Annotated in this window: 16 protein-coding genes and 1 tRNA gene; 8 read left to right on the top strand and 9 right to left on the bottom strand. The window is 68.4% G+C overall.

Translation table 11 applies throughout. The features are described 5' to 3' along the window. The first annotated feature begins 7 nt into the window (after positions 1-7). A complete protein-coding gene (locus MW290_RS26390) occupies positions 8-628 on the top strand; it encodes a TRAP transporter small permease subunit (protein WP_250197318.1) in 621 nt (206 codons plus the stop codon). Next, positions 625-2670, top strand: coding sequence for a TRAP transporter large permease subunit (locus tag MW290_RS26385; protein WP_250197317.1), 2046 nt, complete (start codon positions 625-627; stop codon positions 2668-2670). The genes MW290_RS26390 and MW290_RS26385 overlap by 4 nt, the downstream gene beginning before the upstream one ends. Here the strand turns inward: MW290_RS26385 and MW290_RS26380 are convergent. Both MW290_RS26380 and MW290_RS26375 read right to left on the bottom strand, forming a co-directional pair. Continuing rightward, a complete protein-coding gene (locus tag MW290_RS26380; RefSeq protein ID WP_250197316.1) occupies positions 2658-3179 on the bottom strand; it encodes a DUF2062 domain-containing protein in 522 nt (173 codons plus the stop codon). The genes MW290_RS26385 and MW290_RS26380 overlap by 13 nt on opposite strands. Positions 3180-3204: 25 nt before the next feature. After that, on the bottom strand, positions 3205-3777 hold the full coding sequence (locus tag MW290_RS26375) for a TIGR00645 family protein (protein WP_250197315.1): 573 nt from the start codon (positions 3775-3777) through the stop codon (positions 3205-3207). A gap of 228 nt (positions 3778-4005) precedes the next feature. On the opposite strand from MW290_RS26375, the gene acs reads away from it, so the two are divergent. Beyond that, positions 4006-5976, top strand: a complete 1971-nt coding sequence (gene acs, locus MW290_RS26370; RefSeq protein ID WP_250197314.1) for an acetate--CoA ligase — start codon at positions 4006-4008, stop codon at positions 5974-5976. A gap of 153 nt (positions 5977-6129) precedes the next feature. On the opposite strand, the gene MW290_RS26365 is transcribed toward acs, so the two are convergent. Next, positions 6130-6618, bottom strand: a complete 489-nt coding sequence (locus MW290_RS26365) for a DUF411 domain-containing protein (protein ID WP_250197313.1) — start codon at positions 6616-6618, stop codon at positions 6130-6132. Between the two features lie 73 nt (positions 6619-6691). Continuing rightward, on the bottom strand, positions 6692-7006 hold the full coding sequence (locus MW290_RS26360; protein WP_250197312.1) for a c-type cytochrome: 315 nt from the start codon (positions 7004-7006) through the stop codon (positions 6692-6694). 90 nt (positions 7007-7096) lie between these two features. On the opposite strand from MW290_RS26360, the gene MW290_RS26355 reads away from it, so the two are divergent. Further along, a complete protein-coding gene (locus tag MW290_RS26355; protein ID WP_250197311.1) occupies positions 7097-7345 on the top strand; it encodes a TIGR04438 family Trp-rich protein in 249 nt (82 codons plus the stop codon). Positions 7346-7411: 66 nt separating this feature from the next. On the opposite strand, the gene ilvD is transcribed toward MW290_RS26355, so the two are convergent. After that, on the bottom strand, positions 7412-9091 hold the full coding sequence (gene ilvD / locus MW290_RS26350; RefSeq protein WP_250197310.1) for a dihydroxy-acid dehydratase: 1680 nt from the start codon (positions 9089-9091) through the stop codon (positions 7412-7414). Positions 9092-9195: 104 nt separating this feature from the next. On the opposite strand from ilvD, the gene MW290_RS26345 reads away from it, so the two are divergent. The 4 genes from MW290_RS26345 to MW290_RS26330 all read left to right on the top strand — a co-directional run bounded on the left by MW290_RS26345 (position 9196) and on the right by MW290_RS26330 (position 11804). Next, positions 9196-10128: a LysR family transcriptional regulator gene (locus MW290_RS26345; protein ID WP_250197309.1), complete on the top strand. Its 933-nt coding sequence runs from the start codon at positions 9196-9198 to the stop codon at positions 10126-10128. A 5-nt stretch (positions 10129-10133) separates the two neighbouring features. Beyond that, the gene (gene lgt / locus MW290_RS26340; RefSeq protein WP_250197308.1) at positions 10134-10964 is read left to right on the top strand and encodes a prolipoprotein diacylglyceryl transferase; all 831 of its coding nucleotides are present in this window, start codon (positions 10134-10136) and stop codon (positions 10962-10964) included. Beyond that, a complete protein-coding gene (gene dnaQ, locus MW290_RS26335; protein WP_250197307.1) occupies positions 10961-11668 on the top strand; it encodes a DNA polymerase III subunit epsilon in 708 nt (235 codons plus the stop codon). The genes lgt and dnaQ overlap by 4 nt, the downstream gene beginning before the upstream one ends. 61 nt (positions 11669-11729) lie before the next feature. Then, positions 11730-11804: transfer RNA gene (locus MW290_RS26330), tRNA-Val, on the top strand. Positions 11805-11907: 103 nt separating this feature from the next. Here MW290_RS26330 and MW290_RS26325 read toward each other — a convergent pair. From MW290_RS26325 to MW290_RS26310, 4 genes are read right to left on the bottom strand one after another with little or no spacing between them, the layout of a single operon-like run. After that, positions 11908-13350, bottom strand: coding sequence for an aldehyde dehydrogenase family protein (locus tag MW290_RS26325; protein WP_250197306.1), 1443 nt, complete (start codon positions 13348-13350; stop codon positions 11908-11910). After that, on the bottom strand, positions 13347-14345 hold the full coding sequence (locus MW290_RS26320; RefSeq protein WP_250197304.1) for a TRAP transporter substrate-binding protein: 999 nt from the start codon (positions 14343-14345) through the stop codon (positions 13347-13349). Before MW290_RS26320 ends, MW290_RS26325 begins: the two co-directional genes overlap by 4 nt. A 1-nt stretch (position 14346) precedes the next feature. Next, entirely contained in the window at positions 14347-15270 is a 924-nt protein-coding gene (locus MW290_RS26315; RefSeq protein ID WP_250197303.1) for a dihydrodipicolinate synthase family protein, read from the bottom strand. An 8-nt stretch (positions 15271-15278) separates the two neighbouring features. Next, the gene (locus MW290_RS26310) at positions 15279-16451 is read right to left on the bottom strand and encodes an L-rhamnonate dehydratase (RefSeq protein ID WP_250197302.1); all 1173 of its coding nucleotides are present in this window, start codon (positions 16449-16451) and stop codon (positions 15279-15281) included. Positions 16452-16456: the final 5 nt, after the last annotated feature.

Raw genomic sequence — 16456 nt, 5'->3', positions numbered from 1 at the left:
AGTCGTGATGCGAGACAGCTTGTGGGCGGTGGACCGCCTGTCCACTTTCGTGGGCAAATTGTTCGCTTGGACGGTGGTGCTGCTGACGCTGCTGATCACCTGGGAGGTGTTCTCGCGTTATGCGTTGAACAAGCCGCATGCGTTGGTGCTGGACATGCAGATCATGCTGTACGGCACCCTGTTCATGACCGCCGGCGCCTACACGCTGAGCAAGAACGGCCACGTGCGCGGCGACGTGCTCTATGGCTTCTTCCGGCCGCGCACCCAGGCCAGCATCGACCTGGTGCTGTACATCCTGTTCTTCCTGCCGGGCGTGGTGGCGCTCACCTGGGCCGGCTGGCACTACGCGCAGGAGTCGCTGGCCATCCGTGAGCAGACCTTCTCGGCCGATGCGCTGCCGCTGTACCCGTTCAAGTTCGTCATCCCGGTGGCGGGCGGGGTGCTGCTGCTGCAGGGCCTGGTGGAGATCGCGCGCTGCGTGATCTGCCTGCGCAGCGGCAGCTGGCCGCCGCGTGAGGGTGATGTGGAAGAGGTGGACGTGGACAAGCTCAAGGAGATGGTGCACGTCAGCGATGAAGACGTGGAAGCCGCTGCGCGCCAGGGCGCCGCCAACGGGGGCCGTGCATGAAGCTGCGCAAGGAGCTGTGGTTCGGCTTCAGCCTGATGGCCATCATCGTGGGGCTGGTCATCGGCATGCTGGTCAGCGTGCCGGTGATCACCAACGGCCACATCGGCCTGGTGATGCTGGCGCTAGTGGTGGTGGCCATCATGCTGGGCTTTCCCACCGCGTTCACGCTGATGGGCATGGGCATGCTGTTCACCTGGCTGGCCTACGAGCGCAACACCACGCGCACGCTGGACCTGATGGTGCAGTCGGCCTACAAGACCATGTCGAACGACGTGCTGATCTCGATCCCGCTGTTCGTCTTCATGGGCTACCTGGTCGAGCGGGCCAACCTGATCGAGAAGCTGTTCAAGAGCCTGCACCTGGCGCTGGCGCGGGTGCCCGGCAGCCTGGCGGTGGCCACGCTGGTCACCTGCGCCGTGTTTGCCACCGCCACCGGCATCGTGGGTGCCGTGGTCACGCTGATGGGCCTGCTGGCACTGCCGCAGATGCTGCGGGCCGGCTACAGCGTGCCGATGTCGGCCGGCGCCATCACCGCGGGCGGCTGCCTGGGCATCCTCATCCCGCCGTCGGTACTGCTCATCGTCTATGGCGCCACGGCCGGTGTGTCGGTGGTGCAGCTGTATGCAGGGGCGCTGCTGCCCGGCGTCATGCTCGCCGGCCTGTACGTGGTGTACGTGGTCATCCTGGCCAAGATCAAGCCCAGCCTGGCCCCGCCGCTGACGGCCGCGCAGCGCCTGGTGCCCTTGCCGGCGCCGCTGGTGGCGGCGGGCGCGCAGGGCCACCGCCATGCGCTGCCGGGGCTGTGGTCGGCCATCAAGGGCCGCCGCAATGCGGCGGTGCCCACGCGCTACCTGCTGGGCCAGCTGGCCATCGCGCTGGCGCCCGCGCTGCTGTTCGCGGCGTTGGCCTTCACCGGCTACGAAGCCGTGACCCGCGTGGCGGCCCCTGAGGCCGACAGCGGCCTGCAGGAGATGGGGGCGGGCGGCGGCGACGCTGAACGTGAAGGCAGTGGCCTGGCCGAGCCGCCGGCCGAAGGTGGCGGGCTGGCGGAACCGCCAGCGGAAGGTGGCCTGGCCGAACCCCCCGCCGAGGGTGGGCTGGCAGAGCCGCCGCAGGCCAGCGGCGGCGTGGCCGAGCCGCCCGGGGCCGCGGGTGGCGTGAGCGAACCGCCCGGCGCATCAGGCGCTGTGAGCGAGCCGCCCCAGGCCGCCGGCGGCCTGGCCGAGCCTGCGGCGGCGGCCACCCCGGGCAGCGCCCCGGGCGCCACGGAGGGCGCCACGCGCCAGCCGGCCCCGCGGGCCTTCTGGATCGCCATCGGCATCGCGGCCGCCGGGTTGGCACTGTTCTATGCGCTGCTCAGCTACGCGCGGCTGGAAATCTTCAAGATGCTGCTGTCCAGCTTCTTCCCGCTGATGGTGCTGATCCTGGCGGTGCTGGGCTCCATCGTGCTGGGCCTGGCCACGCCCACCGAGGCGGCCGCGGTGGGTGCCTTCGGCGGTGCGGCGCTGGCCGCGGCCTATGGGCGGCTCAACCTCACGGTGGTCAAGGAGTCGGTGTTCCTCACCGCCAAGACCTCGGCCATGGTGTGCTGGCTGTTCGTCGGCTCGGCCATCTTCTCGGCCGCGTTCGCGCTGCTGGGCGGGCAGGAGCTGGTGGAGCAGTGGGTGCTGGGCATGAACCTCACCAAGACGCAGTTCCTGGTGCTCAGCCAGGTCATCATCTTCGTGCTGGGCTGGCCGCTGGAGTGGACGGAGATCATCGTGATCTTCATGCCCATCTTCGTGCCGCTGCTGGACAACTTCGGCGTCGATCCGCTGTTCTTCGGCCTGCTGGTGGCGCTGAACCTGCAGACCGCCTTCCTGAGCCCGCCGGTGGCGATGTCGGCCTTCTACCTCAAGGGCGTGGCGCCCAAGCACGTGACGCTGAACCAGATCTTTGCCGGGATGATCCCGTTCATGGGCATCCAGGTCGTGGCCATCGTGCTGCTGTACGTGTTCCCGGAGATCGGGCTCTGGCTGCCCCAGGTCCTCTACGGCAGATGATCGGGTAGCTCTTTCCTGGGCCGCCACAGCAGCCACACCGCCAGAAAGCCCACGATGGCGGCCACGACCGCCATCACGCCCAGGCCCACCACCAGCGGGGCGCCGGCGTCCTGCACCGTGTCCCAGGCGGCGGAAAGCCAGCCCTGGTGGGCCGCTGCGGCCTCCACGTGGCGGCTCACCGCGTCGGCGGCGGCTTCGTCGTCGGGGTCGCCCAGCACCGCCTGGCCGATGCGGTGCGCCAGCCAGTACAGCGGCGCGAAGGTCAGGGGGTTGGTGATGAGGGTGGCGCCGGCCGCCACGCCCAGGTGGGCGCGCAGCCACACCGCGAACAGCGCCGCCGCGAAGAACTGCGCGAAGGGCAGCAGCAGCCCGAAGAACAGGCCGATGGCCACCGCACGCGCCACGCAGCCACGCTCCAGGTGCCACAGGCGGTCGTCCTGCAGGTGGTGGGCCACCGGCGACAGCCAGCGGGACTGCAGGAGGTCTTCCCGGCTCGGAATCCAGCGCATGGGGTTCAGCCTGCCGCGCCGGCGGTCAGTGGTCGCGGGCGCCGTGGCCGCCGCCCATCACCCGGTCGGCCGCGGCGATGGCCAGCGCCGAGAACAGGAAGGCGATGTGGATCAGCGTCTGCCACATCAGCACCTTGTCGGTGTAGTTGGCCGCGTTGATGAAGGTCTTGAGCAGGTGGATCGAGCTGATGCCGATGATGGCGGTGGCCAGCTTGACCTTGAGCACCGAGGCATTGACGTGGTTCAGCCACTCGGGCTGGTCGGGGTGGCCCTCCAGCCGCAGGCGCGAGACGAAGGTCTCGTAGCCACCGACGATCACCATGATCAGCAGGTTGGAGATCATCACCACGTCGATCAGCGCCAGCACCACCAGCATGATCACCGTCTCGTTCAGCGAGGTGACCGGCACGTCGGTCTTGTAGCCGATGCTGGAAATCAGCTTCTGCAGCGCCACGTCGTTGCCGAACACGGCCTCGATCAGGTGCACGAGTTCGACCCAGAAATGGAACACGTACACGCACTGCGCCAGGATCAGGCCCAGGTACAGCGGCAACTGGAGCCAGCGGCTGGCAAAGATCAGGTTCGGCAGCGGACGCATGCGAACGGTGGTCGGGTCGGGCAGCTGGGCCATGGGGTGACGAGGGGTGTCGCAGTTGGAAATCGAGGCCGCGAGTTTATGCGGCGGGGTTTTCCCGCTGATGGCAGTCAGACCTGCCATGAGCCCGCAGTCATGGCCTCGACCCCGCAGTCGGCTTAGAGTAAGCCGTTCGTCAGGCGCAAGAGCCACCATGCGGCCAAACGGTTGTGAAGATCCACGGAGACAACGATGAGCGAAGACACCCCCACCAAGGTCTATGAACCCAGCGCCGCCGCCCGCGAAGGCGCGCACGTCTCGGGCATGGCGGCCTACGAGCGCCTGGTGGCCGAGGCCGATGCCGACCATGCGGCCTACTGGGCCCGGCTGGCGCGCGAGTTCGTCACCTGGAAAAAGCCCTTCACCCAGTCGCTGGACGACAGCAACCCGCCGTTCTTCAAGTGGTTTGCCGACGGCACGCTCAACGCCTCGTACAACTGCCTGGACCGCCACGTCGAGGCCGGCAAGGGCGGCAAGACGGCGCTGATCTTCGAAGCCGACGGCGGCGAAGTCACCCGGGTCACCTACAGCGAGTTGCTGGCCCGCACCTGCCGCATCGCCAATGGCCTGAAGAGCCTGGGCGTGAAGAAGGGCGACCGCGTCGTCATCTACATCTCGATGTCGATCGACGGCGTGGCCGCGATGCAGGCCTGCGCCCGCATCGGCGCCACCCACTCGGTGGTGTTCGGCGGCTTCTCGGCGCAAAGCCTGCGCGACCGCATCGAAGACACCGGCGCGGTGGCGGTGATCACCGCCGACCAGCAGGTGCGCGGCGGCAAGCAGCTGCCGCTCAAGGCCATCGTCGACGAAGCGCTGGCCTTGGGCGGCTGCGACAGCGTGAAGAACGTGCTGGTGGTGCGCCGCACCGGCGCCGAGCTGCCGATGGCGGCCGGCCGCGATCGCTGGATGCACGAGCTGATCGCGCAGCAGCCCGAGACCTGCGAGCCCGAATGGGTGGAGGCCGAGCATCCGCTGTTCCTGCTGTATACCAGCGGCTCCACCGGCAAGCCCAAGGGCGTGCAGCACTCCACCGGCGGCTACCTGCTGCATGCGGCGCTCACCACCAAGTGGACCTTCGACCTGAAGGACGACGACATCTTCTGGTGCACCGCCGACATCGGCTGGGTCACCGGCCACAGCTACATCGCCTATGGCCCGCTGGCGCTGGGCGGCACCGAGATCGTGTTCGAGGGCGTGCCCACCTACCCGGACGCCGGCCGCTTCTGGAAGATGATCCAGGACCACAAGGTCAGCATCTTCTACACCGCGCCCACCGCCATCCGCAGCCTGATCAAGGCCGCCGAAGGCAACGAGGCCGTGCACCCCAAGCGCTACGACCTGAGCAGCCTGCGCCTGCTGGGCTCGGTGGGTGAGCCGATCAACCCCGCCGCCTGGGAGTGGTACCACGCCAACATCGGCGGCGGTCGCTGCCCCATCGTCGACACCTTCTGGCAGACCGAGACCGGCGGCCACATGATCACGCCGCTGCCGGGCGCCACGCCGCTGGTGCCGGGCTCCTGCACGCTGCCGTTCCCGGGCATCACCGCCGCCATCGTCGACGAGACCGGCAACGACGTGCCCAACGGCCAGGGCGGCATCCTGGTGGTCAAGAAGCCCTGGCCCAGCATGATCCGCACGATCTGGGGCGACCCCGAGCGCTTCAAGAAGAGCTACTACCCGCCGGAGCTCAAGGGCTACTACCTGGCCGGCGACGGCGCCATCCGCGACGCCAAGACCGGCTACTTCACCATCACCGGCCGCATCGACGACGTGCTCAACGTCTCGGGCCACCGCATGGGCACGATGGAGATCGAATCGGCCCTGGTGAGCTGCACCGAGCTGGTGGCCGAAGCCGCGGTGGTGGGCCGGCCCGACGACACCACCGGCGAGGCCATCTGCGCCTTCGTGGTGCTCAAGCGCCCGCGCCCCACGGGTGAAGAGGCCAAGAAGATCGCTGCCGAGCTGCGCAACTGGGTGGGCCGCGAGATCGGCCCCATCGCCAAGCCCAAGGACATCCGCTTCGGCGACAACCTGCCCAAGACCCGCAGCGGCAAGATCATGCGCCGCCTGCTGCGCTCCATCGCCAAGGGCGAAGCCATCACCCAGGACACCTCGACACTGGAGAACCCGGCGATCCTGGAGCAGTTGGCGGAGACCAACTGATCCAGGCCGCGCGACAGCGCGGGGCGGCGCGACGCGCCGGCTGGCGGATTTCGGGGCCTGCTCATATCGCGAAGCGATGTGAGCGGGCACCAGAACCCGGCGATCCTGGAGCAGTTGGCGGAGACGAACTGAGGGCAGGCCGGGGAGGCGCCGTCAGGCCTTCTTGGGGTAGCGCGCGAACACGGAGGCCGCGCCCTGGCGGCTGATCAGCAGCACGGCGTAGGGGTCCACGCGCGGCCCCATCTCCATGCCAGGGGACCCCACCGGCATGCCCGGCACGGCCAGGCCCAGCGCTGCGGGGCGCGTGGCCAGCAGCTGGCGGATCTCGGCCGCGGGCACATGGCCTTCGATGACGTAACCCGCCACCGTCGCGCTGTGGCAGCCGCCGTACTGCGCCGGCATGCCCAGGCGCTGGCGCACCGCGCTCATGTCGTTCACTTCGGACACCTGCACGGTGAATCCGGCTTTCTCGAGGTGCTGCACCCAGGCGGTACAGCAGCCGCAGTTCGGATCCTTGAACACCTGCACCACGGGCAGCCCCGCCGCACCCGTGCCCGCCTGGGCCGCCGCCACGGGCAGGCAGCCAAAGCCCCCGATGGCACCCACGACGGCGATGCCGCCCAACCACTGGCGTCGATCCATGTCGTCTCCTGCTTGAAAGGCGGCCAGCAAAAAGGGCCCGCGCGGGCCCTTTCTGGAAGTGGCCGAGGCCAGCTTACTTGACCGACAGCACCCAGGTGGCCAGCTGCTTGGCTTCGGCTTCGTTGACCTGCGGGTTGGCGGGCATGGGCACCGCGCCCCAGACACCGGCGCCGCCCTTCTGGATCTTGGTGGCCAGCTTGTCGACGGCGGTCTTGTCGCCAGCGTACTTGGCAGCCACGTCCTTGTAGGACGGGCCGACCAGCTTCTTGTCGACCGCATGGCAGGCCATGCAGTTCTTCTTCTGGGCCAGCTCAGCGTTGGCGAAGGCGGGGGACACCGCGCCCACCGCCAGAGCGGCGGCGAAGACGGCGGAAATGCGAGCGTTCATGGGGTCCTTTCGACGAGCGATGGCAAAAGTCGTGCGGTACATTGACTCGAACGAATTCTAGAGCGCCGGGTTGACGGCAAGGGGGTCACGATGTGGTTCGTTGCACTGGGCCTGCTGTCCATCGGCCTCAAGCTGGCGGCGCTGGGCCCCTTTGCCGGCCTGTCGTGGTGGTGGGTGCTGTCGCCCTTCGTGCTGGCCCTGCTGTGGTGGGGCTGGGCCGACAAGTACGGCTACACCCAGAAGAAGGCCATGGACCGCATGGAAGCCAAGAAGGCCAAGCGGCGTGAGCGCCATCTGCAGGACATGGGGCTGGACACACGCCACAAGCCACGCAAGTAGTGCGTGGCACCTGCATGACCAACGAGCCCCGCGGGGCCCGTTGGTTCTTCGTGCTGAACAGCTTGTTCAGTCGAACTTGTCCAGCACCGCACCGGCGCTGGCGCTGGCGGCGTTCTTTGCGAACTTGGCCAGCACACCACGGGTGTAGCGCGGCGCCGGCTGCTTCCACTGCGCGCGGCGGCGGGCGATTTCTTCGTCCGGCACGTTCAGGTTCAGCAGCAGCTGGTGAGCGTCGATGGTGATCGAGTCGCCTTCCTGCACCAGCGCGATGGTGCCGCCTTCATAGGCTTCGGGCGCCACGTGGCCCACCACCATGCCCCAGGTGCCGCCCGAGAAGCGGCCGTCGGTGATCAGGCCGACCGATTCGCCCAGGCCCTGGCCGATCAGTGCGCCGGTGGGCGCCAGCATCTCTGGCATGCCGGGGCCGCCCTTGGGGCCCAGGTAGCGCAGCACCATCACGTCGCCGGCCTTGATCTGGCCCGCCATGATGGCGGCCAGGGCCGACTGCTCGTCGTCGAACACGCGGGCCGGGCCGGTAATCACCGGGTTCTTCAGGCCGGTGATCTTGGCCACGCAGCCCTCGGGCGACAGGTTGCCCTTCAGGATGGCGAGGTGGCCTTCGGCATACAGCGCGTTGCCGACCTGGCGGATCACCTTGTTGTCGGGCTTCAGCGCCGGCACGTCGGCCAGGTTCTCGGCCACCGTCTTGCCGGTGATGGTCATGCAGTCGCCATGCAGCAGGCCGTGGTCCAGCAGCTCCTTCATCACCTGCGGAATGCCACCGGCATGGTGCAGGTCGATGGCCAGGAACTGGCCGCTGGGCTTCAGGTCGCACAGCACCGGCACCTTGCGGCGCACGCGCTCGAAGTCGTCGATGGTCCAGTCGACCTCGGCCGCATGGGCGATGGCCAGGAAGTGCAGCACCGCATTGGTGGAGCCGCCGGTGGCCATGATCACGGCCACCGCGTTCTCGATCGCCTTCTTGGTGACGATGTCGCGCGGCTTCAGGTCCTTCTTGACCGCTTCCACCACCGCGGCGGCGGCGCGGCGGGTGGTGTCGAGGATCTCGTCTTCCACGTTGGCCTGGGTGCTGGCGTAGGGCAGGCTCATGCCCAGCGCCTCGAAGGCCGAGCTCATGGTGTTGGCGGTGTACATGCCGCCGCAGCTGCCGCTGCCGGGGATGGCGCGCTTCTCGATCTCACAGAAGTCTTCCTCGGCCATCTTGCCGGCGCTGAACTGGCCGACCGCCTCGAACACGCTGACGATGTTGAGGTCCTGCCCCTTGTACTTGCCCGGCAGGATGGTGCCGCCGTACACGTAGATGGCGGGCACGTTGGCGCGCAGCATGCCCATCATGCCGCCGGGCATGTTCTTGTCGCAGCCGCCGATCACCAGCACGCCGTCCATCCACTGGCCGCCGACGCAGGTCTCGACGCAGTCGGAGATCACCTCGCGGCTGACCAGGCTGTACTTCATGCCTTCGGTGCCCATGGCCATGCCGTCGCTGATGGTGGGCGTGCCGAAGATCTGCGGATTGGCGCCCGCCGCCTTGATGCCTTCCACCGCCGCATCGGCCAGCCGCTGAAGGCCCGAGTTGCACGGCGTGATGGTGGAGTGGCCGTTGGCCACGCCGATCATCGGCTTGGAGAAGTCGCTCTCCTGGTAGCCCAGCGCGTAGTACATCGAGCGGTTGGGCGCCCGGGCCACGCCCTCGGTGATGTTCTTGGAACGGCGGTTGAAGCTCATGGCAGCGGGTCTCCTGGCGATTGGGCTGGGCCGGCAGTATCCAGGAGCTGGTTTACGAGCGTCCAATATATTTGTCGCCTTCGATTGATTCACGAGGCATATCGATGATCGACCTGCGCCCGCTGCGGCAGTTCGTGGCCGTGGCCGAGGAGCTGCACTTCGGCCGCGCGGCCCGCCGCCTGCACATGACGCAGCCACCGCTGACACAGGCGGTGCAGGGCCTGGAGCGTGAGCTGGAGGTGGCGCTGTTCCTGCGCAGCAAGCGCTCGGTGGCGCTGACGCCGGCCGGCGAAGCGCTGCTGGAGCAGGCGCGGCGCCTGTTGCGCGCGGCCGATGCGCTGCCGGCGGCGGTGCGTGCCGCAGCGGCCGGGCGCTCGGGCCTGCTGCGGCTGGCGTTTGTGTCCAGCATTGCCTACGGGCCGCTGCCCGACTGGCTGCGCGGCTTCCGCCAGGCCCATCCCGAGGTGGACGTGCAGCTGCGCGAGGCCACGCTGGACGTGCAGCTGGCGGCGTTTGCGGCCGAGGAGATCGACGCCGGCTTCGTGCTGCATGCGCCTGACGCAGCGCCGCCGGGCTTCGGCGCGCGCACCGTGCTGACGGAGCCGATGCAGCTGGTGCTGCCGGCCACGCACCCGCTGGCCACGCGGCGCACGCTGCGATTTGCCGAGGCGGCGGCCGAGCCGCTGGTCATCTTCCCGCGGCAGATCACGCCATCGCTGTTCGACGCCGTGGTGGCCGCCTACCGCGGCGCCGGCTTCACGCCGCGCATCGCGCAGGAAGCGATCCAGATGCAGACCATCGTCAACCTGGTAAGCGGCGGCATGGGCGTGGCCTGGGTGCCGCAGAGCCTGGTGCAGCTGCAGCGGCCCGGCGTGGTGTACCGGGCGGTGCAGGGCGTGCAGCTGGCGGCGCAGACCAGCCTGCTGTGGCCCGAGCCGGCGCCGCCGGTGGTGCAGCGCTTCGTCGACCACGTGGTTGACCACGGGCAGGCGGTTTTGCCGGCGCGGCGACAATCGCCGCCCACTGACAGGAGTTGACCCGGATGCTCGTCCACCCGCAATTCGATCCGATCGCGCTGCGCCTGGGGCCGCTGGCCATCCACTGGTACGGCCTGACCTACCTGGTGGCCTTCGGCCTGTTCCTCTGGCTGGCCACGCTGCGCACGCGCCAGCCGTACTACGCCCAGCGCGGCTGGACCCGCCGCGACGTGGAAGACCTGCTGTTCTTCGGCGTGGTCGGCGTCATCGTCGGCGGGCGGCTGGGCTACTCGCTGTTCTACAAGCCGGGTTACTACCTCAGCAACCCGCTGGAAATGCTGATGCTGTGGAAGGGCGGCATGTCCTTCCACGGCGGCCTGCTGGGCGTGCTGGTGGCCATGGCGGTGTTCGCACGGCGGCGCCAGCGCGCCTTCTTCGAGGTGACCGACCTGATCGCGCCCTGCGTGCCGCTGGGCCTGGCCTCGGGCCGCATCGGCAACTTCATCAACGGCGAGCTGTGGGGCCGTGCGGCCGACCCCTCGCTGCCCTGGGCGATGGTGTTTCCGCAGTCGGGCAGCGACATCCCGCGCCATCCCTCGCAGCTCTACCAGTTCAGCCTGGAAGGCGTGCTGCTCTTCATCCTGCTGTGGGTGTATGCGCGGAGGCCGCATGCCACCGGCCGGGTGTCGGGCGCGTTTTTGGTGGGCTACGGCACTTTCCGCTTCATCGCCGAGTATTTCCGTGAGCCGGACAGCTTCCTTGGGCTGCTGGCCTTGAACATGAGCATGGGCCAGTGGCTGTGCGTGCCTATGGTGCTGGCCGGGGTGCTGCTGTGGTGGCGCGCCGGGCCGGGCGACCACGGCAAGCCCGCGCGCGTGGCCGGGAGCCAGGCATGAGACAGATCTTCCTTGATACCGAAACCACCGGCCTCAGCCCGGAGAGCGGCGACCGCGTCATCGAAATCGGCTGTGTGGAAATGGTGAACCGGCGGCTGACCGGCAACAACAAGCACTTCTACCTGAACCCGGAGCGCAAGAACTCGGAAGACGCCGTCAAGATCCACGGCCTGACCGATGAGTTCCTGGCCGACAAGCCGCTGTTCGCCGCCATCGCCGACGAGCTGATGGACTACCTGGCCGGCGCCGAGATCGTGATCCACAACGCGGCCTTCGACGTCGGCTTCCTGAACGAAGAGCTGCGCCGCCTGGGCCGCCCGCGCTTTGCCGAGCATGTGGGCCGCATCACCGACTCGCTGCTGATGGCCCGCGACCTGTTCCCGGGCAAGAGCAACTCGCTCGACAGCCTGTGCAAGCGGCTGGAGGTGGACAACAGCAACCGCACGCTGCACGGCGCGCTGCTGGACGCCGGCCTGCTGGCCGAGGTCTACATCAACATGACCCGCGGCCAGGAGAGCCTGGTGATCGACGTGGGCAGCGAAGGCAGCGGCGAGCTGGCGGCGGCCCCGATCGACTTCAGCACCTTCCAACTGGTGGTGCTGGAGCCCACGCCCGAGGAGCTGCAGGCCCACGAAGGGGTGCTGGCCGAGCTGGACAAGGCCAGTGGACAAAAAACTTTGTGGAGACAGTTGCAATCCGCGTAGCCTGTGGCATACTGCGAGGCTTGCCGGAACACGAGAAGAACAACAAACACCGCAGGTTTCCGGGCGGTTAGCTCAGCGGTAGAGCACTGCCTTCACACGGCAGGGGTCGCAGGTTCGAACCCTGCACCGCCCACCAAAAAAGATGAAGCACCTCGCGGAAACGCCAGGTGCTTTTTTCTTGCCCGCGGCACCGCCAGCTGAAGGCGGCGGTCGCGGGCTTCCATCGCCCGCACGCAAGCTCACGCCTGCGTATAAGCCGTCTTCACCGTCGTATAGAACTCCGCCGCGTAGCGGCCCTGCTCCCGCGGGCCGTAGCTACTGCTCTTGCGGCCGCCGAAGGGCACGTGGTAGTCCACGCCCGCGGTGGGCAGGTTCACCATCACCATGCCGGCCTGCGCATGCCGCTTGAAGTGCGTGGCGTGTTTCAGGCTGGTGGTGGCGATGCCCGAGGCCAGGCCGAAGGGCGTGTCGTTGGCCAGGGCCAGCGCTTCTTCATAGTCCTTGGCGCGGATGACGCTGACCACGGGGCCGAACACCTCTTCGCGGTTGATGCGCATGTCGGCCGTGGTGTCGGCGAACAGGGCGGGCCGCAGGTAGAAGCCGGGCGCGCCATCGCTGCTGGTGGGCTGGGCCTCGCCGCCTGCCACCAGGCGGGCGCCTTCCTGGCGGGCGATGTTGATGTACTCGCGGTCCTGGGCCAGTTGCTTGTCGTCCACCACCGGGCCGATGTCGGTGCCGGGCTTGCGGGCGTCGTCCACCTTCAGCGTGTCCATGCGCTCGGCCATCGCCGCGACGAAGCGGTCATGGATGCCCTCGGTGACGATGACGCGGCTGGACGCGGTGCAGCGCTGGCCGGTCGAGAAGAAGCCGCTGTTGACGGCGGCCGCCACCGCCACGTTCAGGTCGGCGTCGTCCAGCACCACGAAGGGGTTCTTGCCGCCCATCTCCAGCTGCACCTTGGCGCCGCGCGACACGCCCGCCTGGGCCACGCGCTGGCCGGTGGCCACCGAGCCGGTGAAGCTGATGCCCGCGATGCGCGGGTCTTCCAGCAGCACTTGGCCCACTTCGGCGCCACGGCCCATCACCAGGTTGAACACGCCGGCCGGCAGGCCGCTGCGCGACAGGATCTCGGCCAGCGCCCAGGCCGAGCCCGGCACCAGGTCGGCCGGCTTGAAGACCACGCAGTTGCCGTGCGCCAGCGCGGGCGCGATCTTCCAGGCCGGGATGGCGATCGGGAAGTTCCACGGTGTGATGAGGCCGATGATGCCCAGCGGCTCGCGCGTGATCTCGACGCCGATGCCGGGCCGCACCGAGGGCATCACCTCACCGCCCGGGCGCAGCGCCTCACCGGCGAAGAACTTGAAGATGGCGCCCGCCCGTGCCACTTCGCCAATGGCTTCGGGCAGGGTCTTGCCTTCTTCGCGGGCCAGCAGGTCGCCCAGCTCGGCCTTGCGGGCCAGCAGCTCGGTGCCCACGGCGTCGAGCACGTCGAAGCGCTGCTGCGGCGTCGACAGGCTCCAGGCCGGAAAGGCCGCTTCGGCCGCGGCAATCGCCTCGCGGGCCTGCGCGGCCGAGGCCTGCGCATAGTCGCCCACGCTGTCGCGGGTGTCCGAGGGATTGATGTTGGGTCGCGTTTCGCGGCCGGGCACCCAGGCGCCGCCGATGTACAGGTCGTGGGTCATGCGCGCACCTTGTCGATGTCATCCAGCAGCTGCGTGCCGTGCTTTTCCGCGAAGGCCTGCCGCACCGGTTCGGCCACCACGCGGCGGAACGGGGCTGCGTCCACCTTCTCTTCCACCTGCATGCCGTTGGCCTTGAGGTAGGCGATGTCCTCGGCTTCGCCGCGGCGGTTCAGCTCGCGGTGGAAGGTGGCGGCCAGGCGGGCCGCTTCCACCATCGCCTGCTGTTGCGCGGGCGCCAGGCCGTCGAAGCGCTTCTTGTTCATCACCAGCGGCTCGGCGGTGTAGGCGTGCCGGGTGATCGACAGGTGCTTCTGCACCTCGTAGAACTTGGCATTGCGGATGATGGAGACCGAGTTCTCCTGGCCGTCGATGGCCCGGCTTTCCAGCGCGGGGTACACCTCGGCCACCGGCATCGGCATCGGGTTGGCGCCCAGCAGCCGGAAGGCCTGCAGGTGCGCCGGGTTGGGCGTGGTGCGCAGCTTCAGGCCCTTGACGTCGTCGGGCGTGCGCACCGCGCGCCGCGCGTTGCTGAGGTTGCGGAAGCCCACCTCCAGGAAGGACAGGCCCTTCATGCCATGGGCGCCCATCTCGTCCAGCAGGGCCTGGCCCACCGCGCCGTCCAGCACCTTGTAGGCATGGTCGGCGCTGTCGAACAGGTAGGGCAGGTCGAGCACGTTCAGCCGCGGCACGATGCCGCTGTAGTACGGGTTGCCCGACAGCACCATGTCGATGGTGCCGCCGCGCATGCCGGAGATGGCCGAGTTGTCGTTGCCCAGCGCGCTGGCGGCGTACACCGTCACCAGCACGCTGCCCTGGGTGCGCTCCTTCACCAGGCGCGCGAATTCCACCGCGGCGCGGTGCTGGGTCTCGGCTTCCTGGCCCGAGTGGGCCAGCTTCAGCTTCACCGGGTCGGCCGCGCGGGCCGGCAGTGCCGCGGCCAGGGCGGCGGCACCGGTGCCGACGACGAGTCGGCGGCGTGTGAGGGTGTGGCTCATCTCAGCTCCAGCGCAGCACCAGCGGATCGAGCCGCCGTGCGGTGTCCAGCAGGCCGGCGCGCACGGCCGGGTGCATGGCGGGGAAGGGGTGGCGGGGCGCGTCGCAATCGATCACGCCGCCGGCCTTCATCAGTGCCTTGGCGGTCAGGATGCCGCCCTGCCGGTTCTCGTAGTTGATCAGCGGCAGCCAGCGCGTGTACTCGGCCACCGCCTCGTCGCGGCGGCCACCGGCAAAGGCGTCCACGATGCGGCGGATGCCGTCGGGGTAGGCGCCGCCGGTCATCGCGCCGGTGGCACCGGCGTCCAGGTCGGGCAGCAGGGTGATGGCCTCTTCGCCGTCCCACGGGCCTTCGATGGCGTCGCCGCCCAGCGCGATCAGCTCGCGCAGCTTGCTGGCGGCGCCGGCCGTCTCGATCTTGAAGTACGACACATGCTCGATCTCGGTGGCCATGCGGGCCAGGAAGGCGGCCGACAGCGGCGTGCCGGCCACCGGGGCGTCCTGGATCATGATGGGGATGTCGATCGCGTCCGACAGCCGTGCGTAGAACTCGTGGATGCCGGCTTCGCCCACGCGGATGGTGGCGCCGTGGTAGGGCGGCATCACCATCACCATCGCGGCGCCCATGTCCTGCGCCTGGCGGCTGCGCGCGGCGCACACCTGGGTGCCGTAGTGGGTGGTGGTGACGATCACCGGGACGCGGCCGGCCACGTGCTGCAGGATCTCGCGGGTCAGCACCTCGCGCTCGGCATCGGACAGCGAGAACTGCTCGGAGAAGTTGGCCAGGATGGCCAGGCCGCTGGAGCCGGCGTCGATCATGAAGTCGACGCAGCGCTTCTGGCCCGGCAGGTCCAGCTCGCCGGTCTCGGTGAAGATGGTGGGCACCACCGGGAACACGCCCCGGTACGGTCGCTTGGCTTGTGCCATCGGGTCCCTCACTCGACGATGTTGAACTGGTCGAGGTATTCGGTCTTGAGCGTCAGGCCCAGGCCCGGCACGTCGTCGCGCAGCTGCAGGAAGCCGTCCTCGGCCACCGGCTCGCCGTCGAAGATGTAGTAGAAGAGTTCGTTGCCCACCTCGACGTCGAACATCGGGAAGTACTCGCTCATCGGGCTGGCCAGCGTGCTCATGGTCAGGTGGTAGTTGTGCATCTGGCCGGCATGCGGAACCACCGGCACGCTGTAGGCCTCGCACAGCGCATTGATCTTGTGCGCCATCGTGATGCCGCCCACGCGGTTGGTGTCGTACTGCACCACGCTCACCGCCTTGCGGTCCAGCAGCTGCTTGAAGCCGTAGAGGCTGAACTCATGCTCGCCGCCCGAGATCGGCACGATGTTCATCGCGTTCAGTTCGGCATAGCCGTCGATGTCGTCGGCGATCACCGGCTCTTCCAGCCAGCGCGGCTGGAACCTGGCCAGCTTGGGCAGCATGCGCTTGGTGTACTCCAGGTTCCAGCCCATGTAGCACTCCAGCATCAGGTCGGTGTCGTAGCCGATCACCTCGCGCACGGCTTCCACGCTCTTGAGGTTTTCGGTCACGCCCTGCTGCAGGTGCGCCGGGCCGTAGCCAAAGCGCATCTTGAAGGCCTTGAAGCCCTGCTTCAGGTAGGTCTCGGCCTCCTTCTGCATCTCGTTCAGGTCGGTGCGGTAGAGCTTGCTGTAGTAGCACGGGATCTTTTCCTTGGTGCGGCCGCCCAGCAGCTTGAACACCGGCTTGTCCACGCTCTTGCCCAGCAGGTCCCACAGCTCGATGTCCACCGCCGAGATGGCCGCCATGCCCACGCCCTTGCGGCCCCAGGCATGGGTGGCGCGGTACATGCGCTGGTTCAGGTACTCGTAGTCCCAGGGGTCCTGGCCCATGATCAGCGGCGACAGGTACTGGTCGATGATCTCCTTGGCGATGCGCGGCGCCAGCGCCACGTTGCCATAGCCCACCAGGCCGGTGTCGGTCTCGATCTCCACCACCGTCCAGCCGTGGAAGCGGAAGGTCTTCATCGTTTCCTGCGGCGAGTACAGCAGGTCCATCGCATTGCTGCAGAAGTTGCCTTGCGGCGGCACGGTCTTGCCCTTCCATTCGAAGGTGCGGGCGCGGACTTTGGTGATCTTCATGGGGG

It is taken from the genome of Aquincola tertiaricarbonis (assembly GCF_023573145.1).
In the GTDB taxonomy this organism is placed as follows: domain Bacteria; phylum Pseudomonadota; class Gammaproteobacteria; order Burkholderiales; family Burkholderiaceae_C; genus Aquincola; species Aquincola tertiaricarbonis_B.
Note: the sequence above shows the minus strand (reverse complement) of the source record. Positions and strands in the feature narration are given on the sequence as shown.